Source organism: Microbulbifer sp. (assembly GCF_051659245.1).
Lineage (GTDB): Bacteria > Pseudomonadota > Gammaproteobacteria > Pseudomonadales > Cellvibrionaceae > Microbulbifer.
On the sequence record NZ_JBOFOC010000206.1, the window covers coordinates 1 to 20,037 of the forward strand.

General features: G+C 61.3%; 19 protein-coding genes. 9 read left to right on the forward strand and 10 right to left on the reverse strand.

Features of this window, described 5'->3' with window-relative positions:
* The first annotated feature begins 194 nt into the window (after positions 1 to 194).
* A complete protein-coding gene (locus tag ACRC0P_RS19100; protein WP_438632900.1) occupies positions 195 to 1,742 on the forward strand; it encodes an alpha-N-arabinofuranosidase in 1,548 nt (515 codons plus the stop codon).
* 60 nt (positions 1,743 to 1,802) lie between these two features.
* On the opposite strand, the gene ACRC0P_RS19105 is transcribed toward ACRC0P_RS19100, so the two are convergent.
* Entirely contained in the window at positions 1,803 to 2,462 is a 660-nt protein-coding gene (locus ACRC0P_RS19105) for an HAD family hydrolase (RefSeq protein WP_438632901.1), read from the reverse strand.
* A 698-nt stretch (positions 2,463 to 3,160) separates the two neighbouring features.
* Between ACRC0P_RS19105 and ACRC0P_RS19110 the strand changes: the two genes are divergently transcribed.
* Positions 3,161 to 6,013 carry a TonB-dependent receptor gene (locus ACRC0P_RS19110; RefSeq protein WP_438632902.1) on the forward strand — a complete coding sequence of 951 codons (2,853 nt, stop codon included), beginning with the start codon at positions 3,161 to 3,163 and terminating at the stop codon, positions 6,011 to 6,013.
* Positions 6,014 to 6,405: 392 nt separating this feature from the next.
* Here the strand turns inward: ACRC0P_RS19110 and ACRC0P_RS19115 are convergent, their stop codons facing one another.
* Positions 6,406 to 7,740 (reverse strand): aspartate aminotransferase family protein, encoded by a 1,335-nt coding sequence (locus ACRC0P_RS19115; RefSeq protein ID WP_438632903.1) that lies wholly within the window; start codon positions 7,738 to 7,740, stop codon positions 6,406 to 6,408.
* 237 nt (positions 7,741 to 7,977) lie between these two features.
* Positions 7,978 to 9,813: a DNA helicase RecQ gene (gene recQ / locus ACRC0P_RS19120; protein ID WP_438632904.1), complete on the reverse strand. Its 1,836-nt coding sequence runs from the start codon at positions 9,811 to 9,813 to the stop codon at positions 7,978 to 7,980.
* Positions 9,814 to 10,180: 367 nt separating this feature from the next.
* Between recQ and ACRC0P_RS19125 the strand changes: the two genes are divergently transcribed.
* Together ACRC0P_RS19125 and ACRC0P_RS19130 are read left to right on the forward strand one after the other, a co-directional pair.
* The gene (locus ACRC0P_RS19125) at positions 10,181 to 10,372 is read left to right on the forward strand and encodes a lysozyme inhibitor LprI family protein (RefSeq protein WP_438632905.1); all 192 of its coding nucleotides are present in this window, start codon (positions 10,181 to 10,183) and stop codon (positions 10,370 to 10,372) included.
* Between the two features lie 157 nt (positions 10,373 to 10,529).
* The gene (locus tag ACRC0P_RS19130; RefSeq protein WP_438632906.1) at positions 10,530 to 10,958 is read left to right on the forward strand and encodes a hypothetical protein; all 429 of its coding nucleotides are present in this window, start codon (positions 10,530 to 10,532) and stop codon (positions 10,956 to 10,958) included.
* Here the strand turns inward: ACRC0P_RS19130 and ACRC0P_RS19135 are convergent.
* Entirely contained in the window at positions 10,946 to 11,707 is a 762-nt protein-coding gene (locus ACRC0P_RS19135; protein ID WP_438632907.1) for a glutaminyl-peptide cyclotransferase, read from the reverse strand. The genes ACRC0P_RS19130 and ACRC0P_RS19135 overlap by 13 nt on opposite strands.
* Positions 11,708 to 11,716: 9 nt before the next feature.
* On the opposite strand from ACRC0P_RS19135, the gene ACRC0P_RS19140 reads away from it, so the two are divergent.
* Complete coding sequence (locus ACRC0P_RS19140; RefSeq protein WP_438632908.1) at positions 11,717 to 12,337, forward strand: DUF502 domain-containing protein; 621 nt, start codon at positions 11,717 to 11,719, stop codon at positions 12,335 to 12,337.
* A gap of 81 nt (positions 12,338 to 12,418) precedes the next feature.
* Here ACRC0P_RS19140 and mnmC read toward each other — a convergent pair whose 3' ends face one another.
* The 4 genes from mnmC to ACRC0P_RS19160 all read right to left on the reverse strand — a co-directional run bounded on the left by mnmC (position 12,419) and on the right by ACRC0P_RS19160 (position 16,262).
* Positions 12,419 to 14,608, reverse strand: a complete 2,190-nt coding sequence (gene mnmC / locus ACRC0P_RS19145; RefSeq protein WP_438632909.1) for an FAD-dependent 5-carboxymethylaminomethyl-2-thiouridine(34) oxidoreductase MnmC — start codon at positions 14,606 to 14,608, stop codon at positions 12,419 to 12,421.
* Positions 14,605 to 15,129: a flavodoxin FldB gene (gene fldB, locus ACRC0P_RS19150; RefSeq protein WP_438632910.1), complete on the reverse strand. Its 525-nt coding sequence runs from the start codon at positions 15,127 to 15,129 to the stop codon at positions 14,605 to 14,607. The genes mnmC and fldB overlap by 4 nt, the downstream gene beginning before the upstream one ends.
* A gap of 9 nt (positions 15,130 to 15,138) precedes the next feature.
* Complete coding sequence (gene trmL, locus ACRC0P_RS19155) at positions 15,139 to 15,603, reverse strand: tRNA (uridine(34)/cytosine(34)/5-carboxymethylaminomethyluridine(34)-2'-O)-methyltransferase TrmL (RefSeq protein ID WP_438632911.1); 465 nt, start codon at positions 15,601 to 15,603, stop codon at positions 15,139 to 15,141.
* Positions 15,604 to 15,728: 125 nt separating this feature from the next.
* A complete protein-coding gene (locus ACRC0P_RS19160) occupies positions 15,729 to 16,262 on the reverse strand; it encodes a glycine cleavage system protein R (RefSeq protein WP_438632912.1) in 534 nt (177 codons plus the stop codon).
* A gap of 185 nt (positions 16,263 to 16,447) precedes the next feature.
* On the opposite strand from ACRC0P_RS19160, the gene ACRC0P_RS19165 reads away from it, so the two are divergent.
* The 3 genes from ACRC0P_RS19165 to ACRC0P_RS19175 all read left to right on the forward strand — a co-directional run bounded on the left by ACRC0P_RS19165 (position 16,448) and on the right by ACRC0P_RS19175 (position 18,197).
* Positions 16,448 to 17,257: a class I SAM-dependent methyltransferase gene (locus ACRC0P_RS19165; RefSeq protein ID WP_438632913.1), complete on the forward strand. Its 810-nt coding sequence runs from the start codon at positions 16,448 to 16,450 to the stop codon at positions 17,255 to 17,257.
* 75 nt (positions 17,258 to 17,332) lie between these two features.
* Positions 17,333 to 17,557, forward strand: coding sequence for a YheU family protein (locus ACRC0P_RS19170; RefSeq protein ID WP_438632914.1), 225 nt, complete (start codon positions 17,333 to 17,335; stop codon positions 17,555 to 17,557).
* Positions 17,550 to 18,197 carry an alpha/beta fold hydrolase gene (locus ACRC0P_RS19175; protein ID WP_438632915.1) on the forward strand — a complete coding sequence of 216 codons (648 nt, stop codon included), beginning with the start codon at positions 17,550 to 17,552 and terminating at the stop codon, positions 18,195 to 18,197. The genes ACRC0P_RS19170 and ACRC0P_RS19175 overlap by 8 nt, the downstream gene beginning before the upstream one ends.
* Before the next feature lie 93 nt (positions 18,198 to 18,290).
* Here the strand turns inward: ACRC0P_RS19175 and ACRC0P_RS19180 are convergent, their stop codons facing one another.
* Positions 18,291 to 18,581 (reverse strand): antibiotic biosynthesis monooxygenase family protein, encoded by a 291-nt coding sequence (locus ACRC0P_RS19180; protein WP_438632916.1) that lies wholly within the window; start codon positions 18,579 to 18,581, stop codon positions 18,291 to 18,293.
* 126 nt (positions 18,582 to 18,707) lie between these two features.
* Between ACRC0P_RS19180 and tusA the strand changes: the two genes are divergently transcribed.
* Entirely contained in the window at positions 18,708 to 18,938 is a 231-nt protein-coding gene (gene tusA, locus ACRC0P_RS19185) for a sulfurtransferase TusA (RefSeq protein WP_438632917.1), read from the forward strand.
* A 234-nt stretch (positions 18,939 to 19,172) separates the two neighbouring features.
* Here tusA and ACRC0P_RS19190 read toward each other — a convergent pair whose 3' ends face one another.
* Entirely contained in the window at positions 19,173 to 19,859 is a 687-nt protein-coding gene (locus ACRC0P_RS19190; protein ID WP_438632918.1) for a hypothetical protein, read from the reverse strand.
* Positions 19,860 to 20,037 lie beyond the last annotated feature (178 nt).

The window sequence follows — 20,037 nt, forward strand, 5'->3', positions numbered from 1 at the left end:
TTTTTAATAAAATCGCCCAAACTGATGCCTTTCTGAAACTGGACCTTGTTGCGTGCCATGACCGAATTCCTTGTAAATTAATGACTTGACTGTATGGATATACAGTATATCATAGCTTAGCAACGGTGGTAATTAGGTAGATGTATACCACCTTTTTTTTATCAATAATCCAATAAATGATAGAGAGGAAACCCATGAAAACGCCAATAAGAAGATGGTTGGCACTCGCCGCCTGTACTTTGTCCCTGCCGCTGTCCGCGGCGGAAATCAGCCGGATTGAAATCGATAGTACACAGCCGGGCCCACGCATCCACCGGGATATCTACGGCCAGTTTGCCGAACACCTGGGGCGCGGTATTTACGAGGGGATCTGGGTGGGTGAGGATTCGGAGATCGAAAACATCCGCGGCTTCCGTACCGATGTGATCGAAGCATTGCGGGAGATCAAAGTGCCGCTGGTGCGCTGGCCAGGCGGCTGCTTCGCCGACGAATACCGCTGGCGCGACGGCATAGGTCCGCGCGACCAGCGCCCCGTGCGAGTCAACACCCACTGGGGCGGCGTGCCCGAAGACAACGCCTTCGGCACCCACGAGTTTTTCGAGCTGGTGGAACTGCTCGGCGCCGAAGCTTATGTCAACGGCAACCTGGGTACCGGCACCCCGCGGGAAATGGCCGAGTGGCTGGAATACATGACCGGCGACAGCAATTCGGCTGTGGTGGAAGAGCGCCGCAAAAACGGCCGCGACAAGCCGTGGAAAGTCGCCTACTTCGGTGTGGGCAACGAGGCCTGGGGGTGTGGCGGCAATATGCGTCCCGAGTACTACGCCGATCTCTACAACCACTACGCCACCTTCCTCAAGAGCCCGCACGGCACGCGCCCGAAACTGGTGGCCAGCGGCGGAACCGATGTCCGCACGGACTGGACCGAGGTGCTCAGTGCGAATATCCGCGATGCGGGCGGTATCAGCCATCACTTCTACACACTGCCCACCGGGGATTGGAAGGACAAGGGCGCTTCCACCGGTTTCGGCGAAGACCAGTGGATATCCACCCTGTGGCAGACACTGCGCATGGATGAGTTTATCCGCAAGAACAAAAAGGTGCTGGACAAGAACGATCCGGAGAAAAAACTGGACTTCTATGTGGACGAATGGGGCACCTGGTACAACCCGGAGGAGGGACGCGAGCCCGGCTTCCTGTATCAGCAGAACACCCTGCGCGACGCATTGGTAGCAGCGCTCAACTTCAATATTTTCCATGATCACGCCGACCGGGTGACCATGACCAACATCGCACAGATGGTGAATGTGCTCCAGGCCATGATTCTCACGGAAGGCGAGCAGATGCTGCTGACGCCCACCTACCATACCTTTGGTATGTACAAGGTTTTCCAGGACGCCACCGCGCTGCCACTGGAGATCGAGAACCCGCTGAGCTATCGCCACGGTGACGTTACCGTCCCCGCCATCAGCGCCTCCGCCGCCCGCGGCAAGGATGGGCGTCTCTACCTCTCCCTGGTCAACCTGAACCCGGACTCCGCCCAGCAGGTAGCGGTGCGCGTCAAGGGCGAGGAAGTTAAGGAAGCGGAAGGGCAGTTGCTGACCGCCAATCAAATGGACGCACACAATACCTTCGCAAAACCGCAGGCTGTAAAACCCGCGGGTTATCAGGCCAAGGCGAATACCGGAAGCCTGACCCTCGAAGTGCCGGCCAAGTCGGTGCTGGTGGTTGCCCTTAACTGACCTCCATCAATACTCGCAATAAAACTTCATGAGATAGGCGAACACGGTGTTCGCCTTTTTTCACAGAAGTCTTCTCTCCACCCACTCCCCGACCTCATCCATCCGCGCGAATTTCTCCCTTGCCCTGGAGAAGTCGTGGTGCGTGGACATATCGTTCGGAACCACCAGGCAATCGATGCCTGCCTCGGTGGCCGCGTTCAGGCCGGCTTCCGTATCCTCGACGGCGAGGCATTCCTTCGCAGACAGGCCGAGACGTTGCATGGCCAGCAGGTAGCCGTCCGGGTGTGGCTTGTTGCGCTGTACATCGTCCCCGGACACTACGGTTGCAAACAGGGACAGGAGGGAGTGGGTACGCGTTGTGGCGGTTACCACTTCCTGCCCGGAGCCGGTAACTATGGCCAGCTGCAGGCCCAGCGCGTGAAAACGACGGACTGTCTCCCGGGTGCCGGGCATCAGTGGAAATGCCGTCCGGGATATAAAGTCGCTCATCGCGAGCACCTTTTCCCTTGCGAGAGAATCCGGCTCCGCTTCGATGGAAAAGCGGGAAACCATATCGACCGCATTCGCCCGGCTTGGAACACCCGCGTAATGATCCCTGTACTGCTGCTCACTCAGGTCTACGCCGTAGCCTGAAAGCACCTTTCTCCATATCCTGAAATGTGCGGGCTCCGAGTCCACGAGGGTTCCGTCGTGGTCGAAGAGGATGGCTTTGATTGACAAGAGTACACCTATCCTTGGCTGGTAGCCTTAAACCTGAATTGAACGGAAGGAATTGCATTCAGTTTATAAAAAATACAGGCCACTGTAATTATTGGCAAGTTTCCGTCAGGAGAGGGCTGAAGGCGGCGGTTGGGAAGTGCTTCAGGGAAATGTAAAAATTCGATTTAATGATCATAAAGTATAATAAAAGGCGTCTTTTTATCGTTGACGGCTGCTGATTTGCTAGATAATATGCACAATTGTAATACAAATAGGGGTAGAGCTGGCCTGTGGCCATACTCGTGCCTGTGGTCGTGCTCGAAGGAGTGCCCCGACAACGCAAGAACGCAAGAACGCAAGAGGTGCGTACCGGCCAAGGTCGCAGTACGCGCGGGATAATAACGAGAGAGGGACAAGCGATGATCGAAGCCGCGTTCACACCGCGTGCCTGCCGCTACGGCCGCCTTCCATGCGGTCGCCATCGAGCCGTGCAATTCCTCCTGCGCTGAGCTGTACACAGGCGCTCTTCCCGATGTCGATATGGGTTATGTGCTCAGCGAGCGCTATTCAGGCCCTGAAAGCCACCAAAGTCTTCCTCACCGTTTGTTTTGCGGCCGTGCGTGGGCGATGTTGGCGGGATTGCGTGCTGATTCCCGGGGCTGCAGGTCGGGCCCAGGGTTTCGGCAATAAAATAATAAAACTCAGATGGAGATGAAAGTATGTTCAAACAACGTTTGCTCTGTTCGTCCATAGCTACGGCAACCGCCCTGAGCGGCATGCAGGTGGCCCAGGCGCAGGATGCGGAAATGGTGGAGGAGATCGTGGTGACTGGCGTGCGCGCCAGTCTGGAGAAGGGTATCGAAATCAAGCGGGAAAAAATCCAGATAGTGGATTCCATCGTCGCCGAGGATATCGGCAAGTTCCCGGATAACAACGTGGTGGAGGCGCTGCAGCGGGTGACCGGTGTGCAGGTGACCGACCGCGGTGCCGGTGAGGTGAGCGGTGTATCCATTCGCGGCCTGACCGACGTGGGTACCACAGTCAACGGTCGTCAGATCTTTACCTCTCCCAGCCCCGGCTCTGACTTCACCGGTCGTGCGGCGGCCCTCGCCGATATTCCTGCCAGTCTGCTCGGCCGGGTGGATGTTTATAAAACCCGTTCCGCCAGCCAGCTCGAAAGCGGTATCGCCGGCCAGGTGGATATTCACACCCGTCGGCCTTTTGACTTCGATGGCAGCAAGGTTGTATTGGCTGGCCGCGGTATCCACCAGGAGCAGGCGGACTCCACTGATCCCAACCTGAGTGCGCTGTTCAGCAATCGCTGGGAAACTTCCGCCGGTGAATTCGGTGCCTTGGTCAATGTTTCCTATGCGGAAACCAATTTCCGTGATCAGAGTGTTACCGCCGGCGCAGGCGTACTCTTTGTGGGCGCCGATGCCCCCGATGGCTTTGTGCCTTACCAGAGAATATTCAATGGTAGCCCGGAGACTGGCGGAGAAGATGTATGGCAAGAAGGCCTTGAAAAGGGGATGCCCTTCGCTCCCGGGTCCACCGTGAATATTAACGGTGAAGATGTGGAGTATTTGATTGGCCGCGACGCTGTTTTCTCAGTGGATGGCAAGGGTAAGCGAGAGCGGCCGGCGGCGAATATTTCCCTGCAGTGGGCGCCCAACGATAGCTCGGAATACCTCTTCGAAGCGTTTTACAATGGTTATCGCAATGAACTTTTCAATTCCCTCAATTTCTCTTTCGTAGACTCTTGGGCCGACCACTCCCATCTGCCCGGGGGGGATGTGGAACTGTTCCCGGGAACCAATATCGTTAAAGAGCGCGATGTTGCTTCCCCCTTTGGCTTTGCCAGTGGTGACCTGGATGTAAGTAAGACCGACAGCTATCTCTATGCCTTGGGTGGCATGTGGGATATCAGCGACGACTTCCAGCTCCGCTCGGAGATCATTGCCCAGAAAAGTGAATTTGAGAGCGATTTCATTGCCATGCGCTCCGAGCGTGCCGGGGCCTACGGCCTGCATGTCGACTTCAATACAGGCAGCGGTGTGTCGGCGCTTTCTCACTACGACAACCCGGAAACTCCGGATGTAGATGAAAGCAATCTGGCTGATTCAAGCCAGTGGCTTGCGGCCCAGTTGTACGATACAGGTTCTGCCAGTGAAGGCGACTCACTGACCTGGAAGATCGACGGCGATTTTGCGCTGGACCGGGGGTTCTTCCACACTGCCAATTTTGGCCTGCGTATCGAACAGCGCACCGCTGCCGAGTATACACGCCCCCAGGATCCGGACTACAACCCGGGCGCCGCGGATCAGGGAGGGTTTCTCCACCGGCGACAGGGTGAAGATGATCCTGTAATGCTCGATACACTGGACCCGGCCTTGACCTACACCTCCAGCGGTTTCTTCGATGGCCGCGCGAACATACCCACCAGTTGGGCCGTGGCCGATGGCCACCATATCGCTGCCAATGCGGATCAATACCGCCGGATGTGGCGTTTCGAAAAGCAGGCGCTTGAACAGACTTTCGAGATTGAGGAACTTACCACTTCCCTGTATGCCCAGGCACTGTTTGAAGCCGGCCCCGTCGATGGTGAAATTGGGCTGCGCTATGCACACGTCAAACGGGATATGGAGTTAGAGTCTGAGCCCGGAGAAGAGGGGTATTTCAGTTCCGCATCTTCCAGCGACGGAAAGCTGCTGCCCACCCTGGTGGCTCGCTGGCATATCAATGACGAGCTGATGGCCCGTTTTGCCTACACCCAGACGCTGCGCTATCCGGGGTTCGCCTCTCTCAATTCCTATATTAACTGGGGCGATGATCTTACCAATATAGGGTTGGCGGAAGCCAACGGTGGCAACCCCGACCTGGAGCCCACCGAGTCGCAGAACTTCGACCTCTCCCTGGAGTGGTATTTCGGCGAGTCGAGCGCACTCTACGGAACCCTGTTCCACCGCGATATCGAAGGCTTTGAGGTCAGTTCCCGGCGTGTGGTCTGGCACCAGCCGGAGGGTGAAACGGAAGAGCGGCGTTTCGCGCTCACTCAGCCCACAAACAGCTCCGACGGCGTCTTGCAGGGCCTGGAATTGGGTGTCGTTTACTTCCCGGAGAACCTGCCGGACTTCCTTGATGGGCTGGGTGTACAGGCGAGTTATACGGCGTTGGATTCCGAGCAGAAGGTGGATGAGTTCGACAATAACGGTGACAAGACCGGCCAGGTGGAAGTCCCCATGTTCGGTGTTTCCGACAGCTCCTACAGCGTAGTTCTCGCTTATGACAAGGGTGACCTGGATATGCGTCTCTCCTACGTGTGGCGCGATGATTTCCTGCATCACCACGAGGACCGCCTGTTCGCCAACCCGGTGGGTGTCTACAATAGTGAGGAAACCAGCCTGGACTTCCAGGCCAGCTATACGCCGATGGAGAACCTGACGCTCACCTTCGACGCAACTAATCTGTTGGATGACCTATACCAGAGTTACTATGAGTATCCGGATATCTACAACTTCGGCTCGTCCATCTACAGCCGCACCTTCGCAATAGGCGCGCGCTATTCCTTCTAATGCGGTGCTACCACGCCACACGTTTGAGGCAGCCTTAGGGCTGCCTTGTTTGTTTTTAGGAAGGGGACCGGTAAGCTGTTCGGTGGCAGAAGAAAGAAAGTGGGCAATAGCCTCGCCCGCTTGATCGGCGGCGTGTTGCGCCAAGCGGGGCAGGTGGCCTGGGCCGCGGCGATGGGCACGCTTTGCTTTGCCCATCCTACGATTTTTTCTTTGTAGGAGCCTGCTTGCAGGCGAAACTGCGGGTGGCAAGCTCAGTGCTCGCCGTCCCTGGCGCTACAATTTCGCTTTCGATCCTGCCCCGGCTCCGCCATCCTTGGCGGGTCGCCACACCGCGCACAAAGCTGTGCTTTGTAAGCGCGCGGCGTGGCCCTGCAAGCAGTTTCCTGCAGGGGTCAGTCAATTTCCCGCAGAATTTCTGACAGCGTCTGCGCAATCTGGTCTATCTGCTCCCGCTGGATAACAAACGGCGGTGCGACGGCGATGGTATCGCCGGTCCAGCGCAGCAGTACACCGCGCTGGTAGGCTTCCAGCACCGCTTCCATCGCGCGTTTGCCCGGCTCGCCTTCGCGGGGTTGCAGTTGGATTGCGCCGGCCAGGCCGTAGTTGCGAATATCAATGACGTGGCGCTCGCCATTCAGGCCGTGCAGGGCATCCTCGAAATGCGGCGCCAGTTCCCGGACCCGCGCGAACAGGTTTTCCCTTTCGTAGATATCCAGGGTCGCCATGGCCGCGGCGCAGGCCACCGGGTGTGCGGAGTAGGTATAGCCGTGTGCCAGTTCGGGAAACTGTTCCGGCCCCTGCATAAAGGCATCATAGATGTCCTCGCGGACAAACACCGCGCCGAGGGGAACGGCGCCGTTGGAGATGCCCTTGGCGGTGGTGATGATATCCGGCTGCACGCCGAATTCCTGTGCGGCAAATGCCGAACCGGTGCGGCCGAAGCCGGTGATCACTTCGTCGAAGATCAGCAGGATATGGTGCTGGTCGCAGATTTCCCGCAGCCGCTGCAGATAGCCTTTCGGCGGCAGTATTACCCCGGCGGAGCCGGCGAAGGGTTCCACCATTACCGCGGCGATATTTTCCGCCCCCTGAAGATTGATGATATCCATCAGCCGCTCGGCCATGGCCGCGCCGCCGTGTTCCGGCAGGCCGCGGGAAAAGGCGTTTTCCGGCAAGAGGGTATGGGGGAGGTGATCCACGTCCAGCACCGGGCCGAAGGTTTTGCGATTGCCCACCATGCCGCCCACGGAAATGCCACCGAAGTTCACCCCGTGGTAGCCCTGGGCGCGGCCCACCAGGCGGTTCTTTTCCGGCCGCCCTGCGGCGCGCCAGTAGGCGCGGGCGATTTTCAGCGCGGTGTCCGCGGCCTCGGAGCCGGAGTTGCAAAAGAAGACCCGGTTCAGGTCGCCCGGCGCCATGTCCGCCAGGCGCCTGGCCAGCTTGAACGCCAGCGGGTGACCGAACTGGAAGGCGGGAGAGTAGTCGAGGGCGATGAGCTGCTGGGCTACTGCGTCGGCGATTTCCTTGCGGCCGTGGCCGGCGTTGCTGCACCAGAGGCCGGAGAAGCCGTCCAGCACCGAGCGGCCGTCCGCCGTGGTGTAGTGCATGCCCTCGGCGCTGACAAACAGCCGCGGTTCGGACTTGAAGTGGCGGTTGCCGGTAAACGGCATCCAGTGGGCGTCGAGTTCCTCGTTGCTCAAACCGGCGCGAATGTCGATCCGGGCCATGATCCACCTCTGTTTTTGTTGTTTGCTTGGGGTGAGTCTAGGGGCGGTTAATAACGTTGACAATAGTCGAATGATTGTTCGGTTGTAGGCTCGGCTAGGCTGTGTTCGTTCGCTCCCCTCTCCCCTCCGGGGAGAGGGGTTGGGGGAGAGGGGAAGGCGTTGCCGGGAGCCCCCTCCCCCAGCCCCTCCCCCGCAAGCGGGGAGGGGGCCTGAAAGTTTTGCCGTGTGCTAAATATATTAATCGACCGGCGCGGACTGATATTCCCGCAAAACCGCCAGAAAGGCATCGCCAAACCGCTCCAGCTTGCTGTCGCCCACCCCGGAGATGGCCAGCAGCTCCTCCGGAGTTTGCGGCTTGGCGCTGGCCATTTCACGCAAGGTTGCATCGTGGAAGACCACATAGGGCGGCACGCCGTTTTCTTCCGCCAGTTGCTTGCGGCAGGCGCGCAGGGCCTCCCAAAGAGGTTCGTCGGCGGCGGTGAGTTCCGTCGCCGGGGCGGCGGTCCTGCGGGTTTCCGCGCGGGCGGCTTTTGGCGGCAGCTTGCGCAACTGGATGGATTCCTCGCCGCGGAGCAGTGGGCGGCAAGCTTCGGTCAGCCGGACGCTGCTGAATTCCCCCTCCACCTCCAGGTAGCCGCGCACCACCAGTTGGCGGACCACACCGCGCCATTCGGCAGCGGATAGATCCGTGCCTATGCCGTAGGTGGAGAGGTTCTGGTGGCCAAACTTGCGCACCTTTTCGTTTTCCGAGCCGCGCAGCACGTCGATCACGTGGGCGGCGCCGAAGCGCTGGCCGGTGCGGTAGACGCAGGACAACAGTTTGGCCGCGGCCTGGGTGCCGTCCCAGGTCTGCGGCGGTTCCAGGCAGGTGTCGCAGTTGCCGCAGGGAGTGGGCATCTCCTCTCCAAAATAATGCAGTAGGGCCCGACGACGGCAACTGGTGATCTCGCACAGGCCGAGCATGGCGTTCAGTCGCGCGCGCTCCTGCCGCTTGTGCTCCTCGCTGCCCTCGGAGGATTCCGCCATCTGCGCCAGCTTCACCACGTCCTCCAGGCCGTAGAGCAACAGCGCGGTGGCCGCTTCGCCGTCGCGCCCGGCGCGGCCGGTCTCCTGGTAGTAGGCCTCGACGCTCTTGGGCAGGTCCAGGTGGGCCACAAAGCGCACGTCCGGTTTGTCGATGCCCATACCGAAGGCAATGGTGGCGACGATGATCACGCCTTCTTCGTGCAGGAAGCGCCGCTGGTGTTCCGCGCGCAACGGCGCGGGCAGGCCGGCGTGGTAAGGGAGGGCTGTAAAGCCCTGCTGGCACAGCCAGTCGGCGGTATTCTCCACTTTGTTGCGGGACAGGCAGTAGACGATACCGGCACTGCCTTCCTGTGACTCGCGCAGGAACTGCAGCAGCTGGCGGCGGGGGTTGTCCTTTTGGGCGATACGATACTGGATATTGGGGCGGTCGAAGCTGCTGACGAAATGTCGCGCGCCTCTTTGTTCCTGCAGGTCCAGGCGGTGGGCGATTTCCTCCCGGGTGCGCCTGTCCGCGGTGGCGGTGAGGGCGATACGCGGCACATTGGGGAACTGCTCGTGCAGGCAGTTCAGATGCAGGTAATCGGCGCGGAAGTCGTGGCCCCACTGGGACACGCAGTGGGCCTCGTCGATAGCGAACAGCGACAGTTCGATCCGCTGCAGCAGCTCCAGAGTGCGCGGTTGCAGCAGGCGCTCCGGCGCCAGGTAGATCAGGTCCAGCTCATTGCGCAGCAGCGCGCCCTCGATGGCCTGGGCCTCGTCGAAGGGCAGGGAGGAGTTGAGGAATGCCGCGTTGACCCCGGCGGCCCGCAGTGCCTCCACCTGGTCCTGCATCAGGGCGATCAGCGGCGAGATCACCACCCCGCAGCCGGGCCGCGCCAGCGACGGGATCTGGTAGCAGAGGGACTTGCCACCGCCGGTGGGCATCAGCACCAGCGCGTCCCCGCCGGCCATCAAGGTGTCGATGATCTCCCGCTGGGGACCGCGGAAGGCGCTGTAGCCGAAGACGTGTTCGAGGATTTGTTGTGGGTCTTGTGGGATCTGTCGCATGGGGGCGGAGTATAACGTCTTATGTTGCTACTGCGGCCACGATTGGTGACGCTCTCGCCTTTTGCGCATATCGAACGGCTGGCGGGGGTTCTGTTGGGTGGGAGGCGCTCGGGGTGATCGCGTCCCTCCTGCCCGGCTGAGCCGAAGGCCATCAAGCGGCAGGTGGCTCAAATTTCCACTATGCTGTCTTTAACCTCCTCGACCTACGGAAGCGACCATGAAGAAAGTACATCGGTATACCGGAGTCCTTTTGCTGGCCCTGGCTCCGGTTCTGGGGCAGGCCGCGAGTTTCAACTGTGCCAAGGCCAGTCATCCAGATGAAAAGGCTATATGTGCCAACTCCTCCCTCGATGACAAAGATGTCGCAATGAGCACGAAATATCACTATCTCCTGGGACTGGTAGCGATGGGAGAGCGGGGCGACATTCAGGAGCAGCAGCGCAAATGGCTGGCGGAGCGCCGCCAATGTGGCAGCGACGTGCGATGTCTCGAGGCCGCCTACGACGACCGCATGAAGAAACTCGACAATATCTACGAGGGTCTCGATAGGCCGTTGTAGCAGCCGGATGTGCTTTGCCCGCCGGAAGGACATCTTGAGGACGAGATGGGGTACACACCGCTATCGGAACATTTTCACAATTTTGTCGCTTTTTTCATTTTTAAATCGAGGAGAATGCCTATAATCGGCGGACCATAGTCATAGCATGGATAACGCTATGCGTGCCCCGATAACACTCTTTTTGCTGCTGATGGTCGGTCTCGCCGGATGCGTGACCACGGCGCCTCGCCATTCCCTGGTGCAGTCCGCACTGGCCGACACCCATCTCGGCTGGCAACCGGCGCCGAAAAATCAACTGTCTTTTTCCGTCGCCACTGCCAGCGGTATCGCGCGGGTGGAGCTGCGCCCGCTGCCGGTGGACCTGCAGGTCCTGACTTTGCACCTGCCCGGAATGCGCCGGGTGGAGGGGGTGCAGTGGCGAGGGGGCGACGGCGACAATGCGCAGCTCTACGACGGCGCCAACGGTCCCGAAGGCATCAGCCTGCAGCCGCGGGGCCACGGCTTCCGCCTGCAGATCTCCGGGGAAGCGCTCGAACTGGTGCGCGGCGGTGGGGTGCTGACTGTTATCGATGTCTATCGCGGCTGACCCCGGGGCCGGATCAGATAGAGCGCGGGCCAGTATTTCCCCGTCACCCAGAGTCCGTTGCGCTTTTCATCCCAGGCGATGCCGTTGGCTACAACGTCCGGGTGGCGCCTTTCCGGCGCCAGGGATTGCAGGTCGACCAGCCCGCGCACTTCGCCGCTGGCGGGATCGATGGCGATGATGCGCGTGTCCTGCCAGATGTTTGCCCAGATCAGCCCCCGCACATATTCCAGTTCGTTCAGATGCGCCCACTTCTCGCCGCCGCCGTGCACTTTCAGGCGCCGCTCGACTTCGAAGGTTTCCAGATTGCGAAAGGTGAGTTCGTCGGAGCCGTCGCTCATAATCAGCTGCTCGCCGTCGCTGGCGAGCCCCCAGCCCTCGCCCGAGTAACTCAGTTTGTTCACGGGGGCGAGGTCTTTGCGGCGATAGACCTGCAGTTCGCCGGCCCTGTAAGTGAGCAGGTACAGCTTGTCGCCGTGCACCGCCAGGCCCTCTGCGAAGCGGTTCTCAGCCAGCCATTTGCGTCTTAGGGGATTGCCGCCGGGGTCGGTATACTCGGCCAGCCAGGAGCGCCGGTAGAGCCCGCTGCTCTCCCACCAGCGCTCGCCGTCGAAATAGAGACCCTGGGTAAAGCGATCCGCCGGGCGGCTGCGCTCGTCCAGCAGTTCGAACGGGGTTTCCGGCAGCGGTGCCGCCGCGACCGGGGCCGCAACGGGCGTCAGCGCCAGCAACAGTGCTTTCAGTATTCGCATTGGAAAATTATGACCAGAGTAAAAACCTTTATCACCTTGACCCTTTTGGGCGGACTGGCGGTGGTGCTGCCCATCGCCATTTTCATTCTGCTGTTCCAATGGCTGTTTGGCCAGGTCAGCGAATTGGTGGCGCCGGCCACCCAGTGGATGGAAACCCATACGAAGATCAAGGATACCCTCGCCCAGCTGGCGGTGATAGGGCTGATTCTCGGCGGCTGCTTCCTGATCGGGCTGGTCGTCAAGACCGGGGTGGGGCGCTGGATGCACAATCACGTGGACCGGTGGCTGAGCCGCCTGGCGCCCGGTTACAGCACCATCAAGGACCTGGTGCTGCAGTTTATCGGTGGCGGTGGCGAGGGGGTGCTGTCCGGGCCGGTGGCGCGGGTGCGCATTCACGGCGCCGACAACCCGCTTTCCGTCACCGCCATCGTCACCTCCCGCCACGCCAATGGCGACTACACCGTGTACGTGCCCACGGCGCCGGTGCCCACTTCCGGTTTCGTGTTTCATGTGCCGGCGGACTGTGTTGAGATCCTGCCCAACGTCACCGTGGAGGCGGCGATGAAATCCATTGTGGCCTGCGGTTCCGGCAGCGGCAGTTTGCTGGCCTCAACTGTTCCGGAGGCTTGACGGTGCGTGGCTACACCACCCCGACCCGCTATTGATCGCGGCCATGGGCGGATGGCCGCCCCGCCACTCCTACAAAGGGATTCAGTCCCCTTTCTTTTTGCCCAGGGCGCGAATGGCAAAGCGCGTCGGGTGCAGTGCCTTTACCAGGTCACAGCTGACCGGCATCACTTCCCCGCAGAGCCAGGCGGCGAGCACTTCCGCCGCCAGCGGCGCATAGGTGAATCCGCGGGAACCCAGCCCGCCGAGGACGAACAGGTTCCGCTGGTAGCCGGCGGTCTGCGCGATCAGCTGTTTGCGGTTTTTACCCAGTGCCGCGTAGGTGTTGTTCAACGATTCCCAGTCGGGCACAGGCCCGGTCACCGGGAGGTAATCGGGGGTGGCGGCGCGCACCGCGGCGCGGCCTTGCATCGGGTCGGTGGAAAACTCCCCGGCTATCTGTGGCAGCAGCTCGGTCAGGTTGGCCAGGTTTTCCCGGTGCTCCGCTTCACGCAATTCGGTCTGTGTTTCCTTTAACCTGAAAGTGGCACCGAAGGTGTGGCGGCCGCGAAAAGCGGGTGCCAGGTAACCCTCGCCGCAGAGCACGGTTTCGAGCCTCTGTGACTGCGAGCCGGCGGCCGCGCTGGAGACCTGGCCGCGGATGGGGCGCAGGGGCAGGGGATCGGTTTGAGCAAACTGTGTCATGCCGTTGGCGGTGCAGACGATCACCGCGTCTGCTGAAAATTCTCTGGCCGCGTTCGGCATCTGTTCCGGCGGAAAGTCAGATCGCGGCCATGGGCCGCTCCCGGCCGGGCCGCTCCTACAGGTTTGCAGTAACCACCCGTTTTCTCGTTGCTGCAGTTTCTCGACTGCCGTATTGCAGTGCAGTTCGATATTTTTGTGCTGCAGCAGTGTCGCGCAGACTTTTTGCGGTTCCAGCCAGCCGGCGGAGGGGAAATACAATCCGCCGAAATCCAGCGGCAGGCCGGCGATTCTGCCGGCCTCGACCGCGTCAACGGCCCGGGCCAGCTCCCCGGCCCGGTGAAAGTCGAGCCACTCGGCGACCTGCCGCTGCAACTCCCGCTCTTTGTCGCTCTGCGCCAGTTGCAGCAGGCCGCAGAAATGCGCCGCACCCGCGCAGTAGTTGCGGTAGTAGCGCAGCGCGAACAGCAGTGCGTGCAGGTTGAAATCCCCGTTGGGGCCGGGTTTGGGAGACAGTTTGGCGTAGAGGATACCCTGGTCATTGCCGGAGGCCCCGCTGCCGGGCCCGGGGCCCTGCTCGAAGACCCGGACCCGGAGGCCGCGTTCCGCCAGGGCGTGGGCGGCGGTGGCGCCGGAGATGCCGGCGCCGATAACGGCGATTTGACGGGACCCGGGACCCGGGACCCGGGACCCGGGAGCGCGCGCAAGGTTTTTCCCGGGTTCGAGAATCGCACCCCGCGCATCGGCGGGATGTTGGCGAGAATCGCCGCACCTGAAGCCGGCATCTCCCGGGTCCCGGGTCCCGACGGTCCCGGGTCCCGATGGAAGATGCCAGGGCGTGACGGTAAAGGTGGCCTCCTTGGTCTTTTCCAACTGCCCTCGCAACATTTCCCGCTTCCGCCCGTAGCCGGGCACCTTCTCCAGCCCAAAACCGGCGCCCTTCAGTCCGCGCTTGACCAGGCCCGCGCAGGTAAAGGTGGCGAAAGTGGCGCCCGGTTTGCTGAGCGCGGCCATATTCCCGAACAGTTCCGGTGTCCACATGGCGGGATTCCTGGCCGGTGCGAAACCGTCCAGGAACCAGGCGTCGACAAGCCGGTCGCGGCGCTCGTCCTCCAGGCGCAGGGAGCGGAGCGCTTCGCTGGCCTCGCCGATCACCAGGGTCAGGCAGACACGGCCGAAGTGCAACCGGTGCACGCCGGTGGCGAGCAGGGGCGGGTAATCCCGCAATAGCTGCCCGGCCAGCGGCTGAAGCTGCGGCCAGAGGTCGAGGGCGCGTTGCAGGTCTGCGCTGTGGAGGGGGTATTTTTCCACCGAGATGAAATGCAGGCGGGCGTCTGTTGGCGCTGTGTCCAGCCACAGCTGCCAGGCGGCGAGAAAATTCAGGCCGGTGCCGAAGCCGGTTTCGCCGATGGTAAAACCGGCGCCTTCCGGCAGTTCTGCCCAGCGCTCGGGCAGCCGGTTCTGTTGCAGGAAGACGTAGCGGCTCTCTTCCAGCCCGGACGTGTTGGAGAAGTAGATATCGTCGAAGGCGCGGGAAAGGGGCTGGCCGTCGTCGCGCCACTCGATATCCGCGTGAAGTTTGTCTTTGCTCACTGGCTCAAACCGAATTCACGCATCACCTGGGCGCACCACTGGTCGATGCGCTCGTCGGAGAGCTCGAACTCGTTTTCCTCGTCCAGGGCCAGGCCGACAAACCGGCTGCCGTCCTCCGTCAGTCCCTTGGATTCCTCGAACTGGTAACCCTCCGCGGGCCAGTAGCCCACCGCCCGGGCGCCCAGGGTCACCACCTGCGCATGCAGGTAGCCGAGAGCGTCCTGGAACCACTGCGGATAGCCCTCCTGGTCGCCGAGGCCGAACAGGGCCGCTGTCTTGCCGTGCAGGTCGAGCTGGGCCAGCTCGTCCCAGCAGTTTTCCCAGTCTTCCTGTAGTTCGCCGTAATCCCAGGTGGGGATACCGAAAATCAGGAAGTCGTAGTTCTCCACTGCGGCGATATCGCCATCGGCGATATTGTGCAGGTCCACCCACTCGGCGCCGAGGCGCTCGCGGATTTTCTCCGCGGCCATTTCCGTGTAGCAGGTGCTGGAGCCGTAAAAGAGTCCGATCGGTGCGTGCATGGTCAATCTTTATTGCGCTTCGGGAAATCCCAGCTGCCGCCAGGCTTCGTAGACGACCACGGCGGCGGCGTTGGAGAGGTTGAGGCTGCGGCTGTCGGCGCGCATGGGGATGCGCAGCGTCTGCTCCGCGCCCACGCGGGCGAGGAATTCCGCCGGCAGGCCGCGGGTCTCGGGGCCGAAGACGATGGCGTCGCCGGGCCGATAGTCTATCTCCGCGTGGTTCCGGCGGCCCTTGGTGGACAGCGCCAGCACCCGCGCGGGCTGCTCCGCATCCACAAAGGTCTGCCAGTCCCGGTGGCGCTCCACGCGGCTGTACTCGCGGTAATCCAGCCCGGCGCGGCGCAGCCGCTTGTCGTCCATGGCGAAGCCCAGCGGCTCGATCAGGTGCAGCTCGGCGCCGGTATTGGCGCAGAGGCGGATGATATTGCCGGTGTTTGGGGCGATTTCCGGTTGGTAGAGGACGATTTTGAACATTGACAGGGAAATAATGCAACCGCGCTGTGGGAGCCTGCCTGGCAGGTGAATGCGGCGATGTTTTGCTCCGCCGGTTTATCGCCAGCAGGGCTGGCTCCCACAGTAGAGTGGGGTTGCGGATTATTTCACAGTTGCGGGGGCGAAGTCTCCTCGCAGTCGATCTCCACCCCCAGCTCGTCGGCGATCTCGTCCAATTCGTCGCGCAGGCCGTCGAGATCCATATCTTCCGCCACGCCGATGGTGCACTCGGCGGTAAACAGCGGCTCGCCGCTGCCGGGCACACTGCTGCAGCCGGTTTCCAACTGCTCCATATTGATCTGGCGCGCGGCCAGGGCACGGGAGATCTCCCGCACTATGCCGGGGCGGTCGTTGCCCACCAGCTTCAGCTTTAGGATCTGGAGGGGGCCGCCTGCCACCGCCAGCGACTCCTCGACCTGAATCCTGTAACCTTCATCGGCGAGAGCTTCCAGGGCCTCCCGCAGCCCCTGGCCGGCGTCCGCGGGTACGCTGACGCGCAGGATACCGGCGAACTTGCCGGCGAAGTGCGCCATGCGGCTGTCCTCCCAATTGCCGCCGTTTTCCGCCACCGCGGCGGAGAGTTTTTCGACTACGCCGGGCTTGTCGTCGCTGATCAGGGAGATTACGAGATGCTGTTGCATGGGGTATTCCTTAGCTGCGGGGTGTGGTTACACTGTGCTGCATTGTAGCGACTGGCGCTTTACCTGATAACTCCATCGGGCTGCCTGAAACTGGGAACCCGTACCGACCGCTCGCAGTCCCTGCAGGATAAGATCGACAGTGTGGAATCGAAACTGGATTCATAATCAATAAAAATGGAGACTCTATGAAAATGCAAAAATGGCTGGGAGCACTGCTGTGCTCCGCAATGATTGCCGGTACCGCCCAGGCCGCCAACCTGAAATCGACGATCGGCGGCGACCACCGCACTCCCGCCTATGCGGAGAGGGACCAGTACCGCCACCCGGCGGAGACGCTGGAATTCCTGGGTATCGAGCCGGATATGACAGTGGTGGAGATCTGGCCCGGCGGCGGCTGGTACACGGAAATCCTCGCCCCCTACCTGATGGAAAAGGGCACCTTCTACGCCGCTCACTTCCCCGCGGATACCAGCTCCGATTACTTCCGCAAATCCCTCACCGCCTTCGAGAAGAAGATTGCCGCCGACGAAAAGGTCTACGGCGGTATCCGCCTGACCGCCTTCGATCCCGCCGGCGGCAGCGAGATTGCGCCCGCCGGCAGCGCCGACGCGGTGCTCACCTTCCGCAACGTGCACAACTGGATGCGCGGCGACAACGAGCAGAAAGCCTTCGAGACCTTCTTTGCCGCGCTGAAGCCCGGCGGTGTGCTGGGTGTGGTGGAGCACCGGGCCAAGCCGGGCACCAGCCGCGAGGATATGATGAAGAGCGGCTATATGACCCAGGACTACGTGGTTGAACTGGCGAAGAAGGCCGGCTTTGAACTGGAGGCCACCAGCGAGGTCAACGCCAACCCGAAAGACACCGCCGACCACCCGAAAGGCGTGTGGACCCTGCCGCCGTCTCTGGGCCTGGGCGACCAGGACAAGGACAAGTACCTGGCGATCGGCGAGAGCGACCGTATGACATTGCGTTTCCGCAAACCCGCCGCTGAGTAGTGGTGAAGTGGTGAGTGGCCGGTGGTTGGCGGTTAGAATAGCCGTTTTTAGCCACTGGCCATCCCACCGACCACTATGAAGATTCCCTACCCACAACTGGACCCCGGCACCCTGCAGAACCTCCTCGAGGAATACGCCACCCGCGACGGCACCGACTACGGCGAGCGGGAGGCGAGCCTGGAGGACAAGGTGGCCAGCCTGCGCCGGCAGCTGCAGTCCGGCGAGGTGGTGATCTGGTTCGAGCCGGGGGAGGAATCGGTCAACCTGGTGCTGGCGCGGGACCTTCCCGAAGATGACTGAAATGCTGGTCGACCGCCCGGCAGGGAAGGCCGCGGCGCGCTTCCTGTTCGCCCACGGCGCCGGTGCGCCCATGGACAGCGAATTCATGCAGGCGATTGCCGCCGGTCTCTGTGCGCGGGGTATCGAGGTGCTGCGCTTCGAATTCCCCTATATGGCCGAGCGTCGCAGCGGCGGGGGCAAGCGGCCGCCCAACAAAATGGAAGTGTTGCTGGACTGCTACCGGGAACAGATCCTGGAGCTGGCCGCGGAAAGGGAGAGGCTTCCACTGTTTATCGGCGGCAAGTCCCTGGGTGGGCGGGTGGCGAGTCTGCTGGCCACGGACGAATATCGGCAGGGTCGCATCGGCGGACTGGTCTGCCTGGGTTATCCCTTCCATCCCCGAGGCAAGCCGGAGAAGCTGCGCACCGGGCATCTCTATTCCCTTGAGTGCCCGGCGCTGTTTGTGCAGGGAACCCGGGACCCCCTCGGCAATTTCGACGAGGTGGCCGCTTACCGGTTGCCGGATTCCATCCGTTTCGAATGGCTGGCCGACGGCGATCACGATTTCAAATCGCGGCGTGCCAGCGGCTTTAGCCGGGAACAGCATTGGCAGGCGGCGGCTACTGCTGCGGCGGATTTTGTTACCTCGGTGATCAAATAGATTATCCTTGATCTACTTGATCGGCCGGCCTGCGGTCGGCGATGGCGCATCCTTGTGCCGTAGATTCTTAACCCGGCGAACAAGTTCGTGGGGTTAAGAATCTGCGTTTTCCAGGATCGTAATGCGCTCCTCGGCGGCCAGCAGGGGAGCCAGCAGTGCCATCTGCGCGCGCCGTTCCTCACTGGTATACCAGTGCTGCCAATGCAGTGCCGACTGCCACTTGGAAAGGGTGAAGCGGCGCAGTGGATTGTCCTGCGCGCGATAGGTGTGCCCCTCGATAAATCCCACGGTGCGGTAGGCGCGGGTCAGCAGCTGGCGCGCCGTCTCCTCGTAGGTACTCTCCATATCCTCGGCAATTTCCCGCTCGATCAAGACGTAAATCATTTTCCACTCTTCTTGGGTTGGGTTTGGGAATTTTAGCCGGACTGTCGGTTCTGCAGATAGGCAAATTGGCCGCGCATAGCGGCAAATAAGATGACGGTGTTGGGAAAATCCCGGACAATGGCCCCCATGAAGTCAGATCATATATTGGATGCCCGCGGCCTCCTGTGCCCGGAGCCTGTCATGATGTTGCACACAGCGGTGCGCAAAGTGGGCCCCGGCGAGGTGTTGCAAATGATTGCCACCGATCCCTCCACCCAGCGGGACGTGCCCAAGTTCTGCCAGTTCCTCGGCTACGAACTGGTGCAGCACGCGGAGGAAAACGACGAGTTTATCTACTGGATCAAGAAGGCCGAATAACCGCGGTGGCAGATTGCTTTGTAGGAGCCTGCTTGCAGGGCCAAGCCGCGAGTTTACAAAGCGCAGCTTTGTTCGCGGTTTGGCGACCCGCCAGGGATGGCGGGGCCGGGGCTGAATCGAAAGCACCTTTGCCTCGCCATGGATGGCAACTCAAGGCTTGCTCGCACGGTTCGCCTGCAAGCAGGCTCCTACGGAGTGATTGGACCCCTCCCGCGCATGGGGAGGGCACCACGGTTAAGGAGAAGTCACCAGCGCCGCAATGGCAGCCAGCGCTTCCGGGTCCTCGGATTTGATCTTGTTGGCGATGTGGTGCTGGAAGAAGTAGCGAAAACCCTCCGCCTCCTGTGCCGGATAGAGGCAGTGATCGCCGGGTAACACCGGCGTGGTTTCCACATTGTCGTGGTCGATCAGCATGCCGTGAATATCGCCGTTGGCATACAACCGCCAGCTGACGACCTCGGTGAGCGTGAGGTTTTCCCGCTGGGCGTCCATAAACACCCCGTGGGTGCCGATGGTATCGGGGATCTCCTGCATCACTTCCTCGGCCCGGCTGTTTTCAAACTCGAAATACTCCGCCGCCGTCTCCAATTCGACGATTTTGTGGATGGGAGCATCGTGGAAGATCTCCTCGATGCCTGGATCGTAGTAGCCTTCGAAGCGCCCGTCCAAGGGGTCCTTGATGTCCGGGCAGGGGACGATGGCATTCAACCAGGGAACGAGGCCGACGACCTCGCCATTCGCTTTGAGGCCCCAGCACAGGATTTTCAGGCTGTAGAGGTCAGAGCCGCTGGAGCTGTTGGAGTAGAGCATTTCCAAGCCGTCTAGCTCCGGCGAAAGGCGGATGAAGCGCCTGCTCGCAGAAGTTTCGATCGGCTCGCCGGTGAAGAGGTCAACCACGTTGCTGACGCTGTGGTCGGTCATAGAGCACCTCCTTGCAGGGCCGGTTGTGGTACAGGAGGGCGTTGAACTGCTTATTCCCCCCCTGGGGAACCCGGGACCGGGTGGGGGCCTGTTCCAGGTTCCCTGTGACTAAAGGTATATGCTGGTTTACCGAAATACAACTCGCCTCTTAGATCGGTTGGTTATCGCTGGCCTGGCT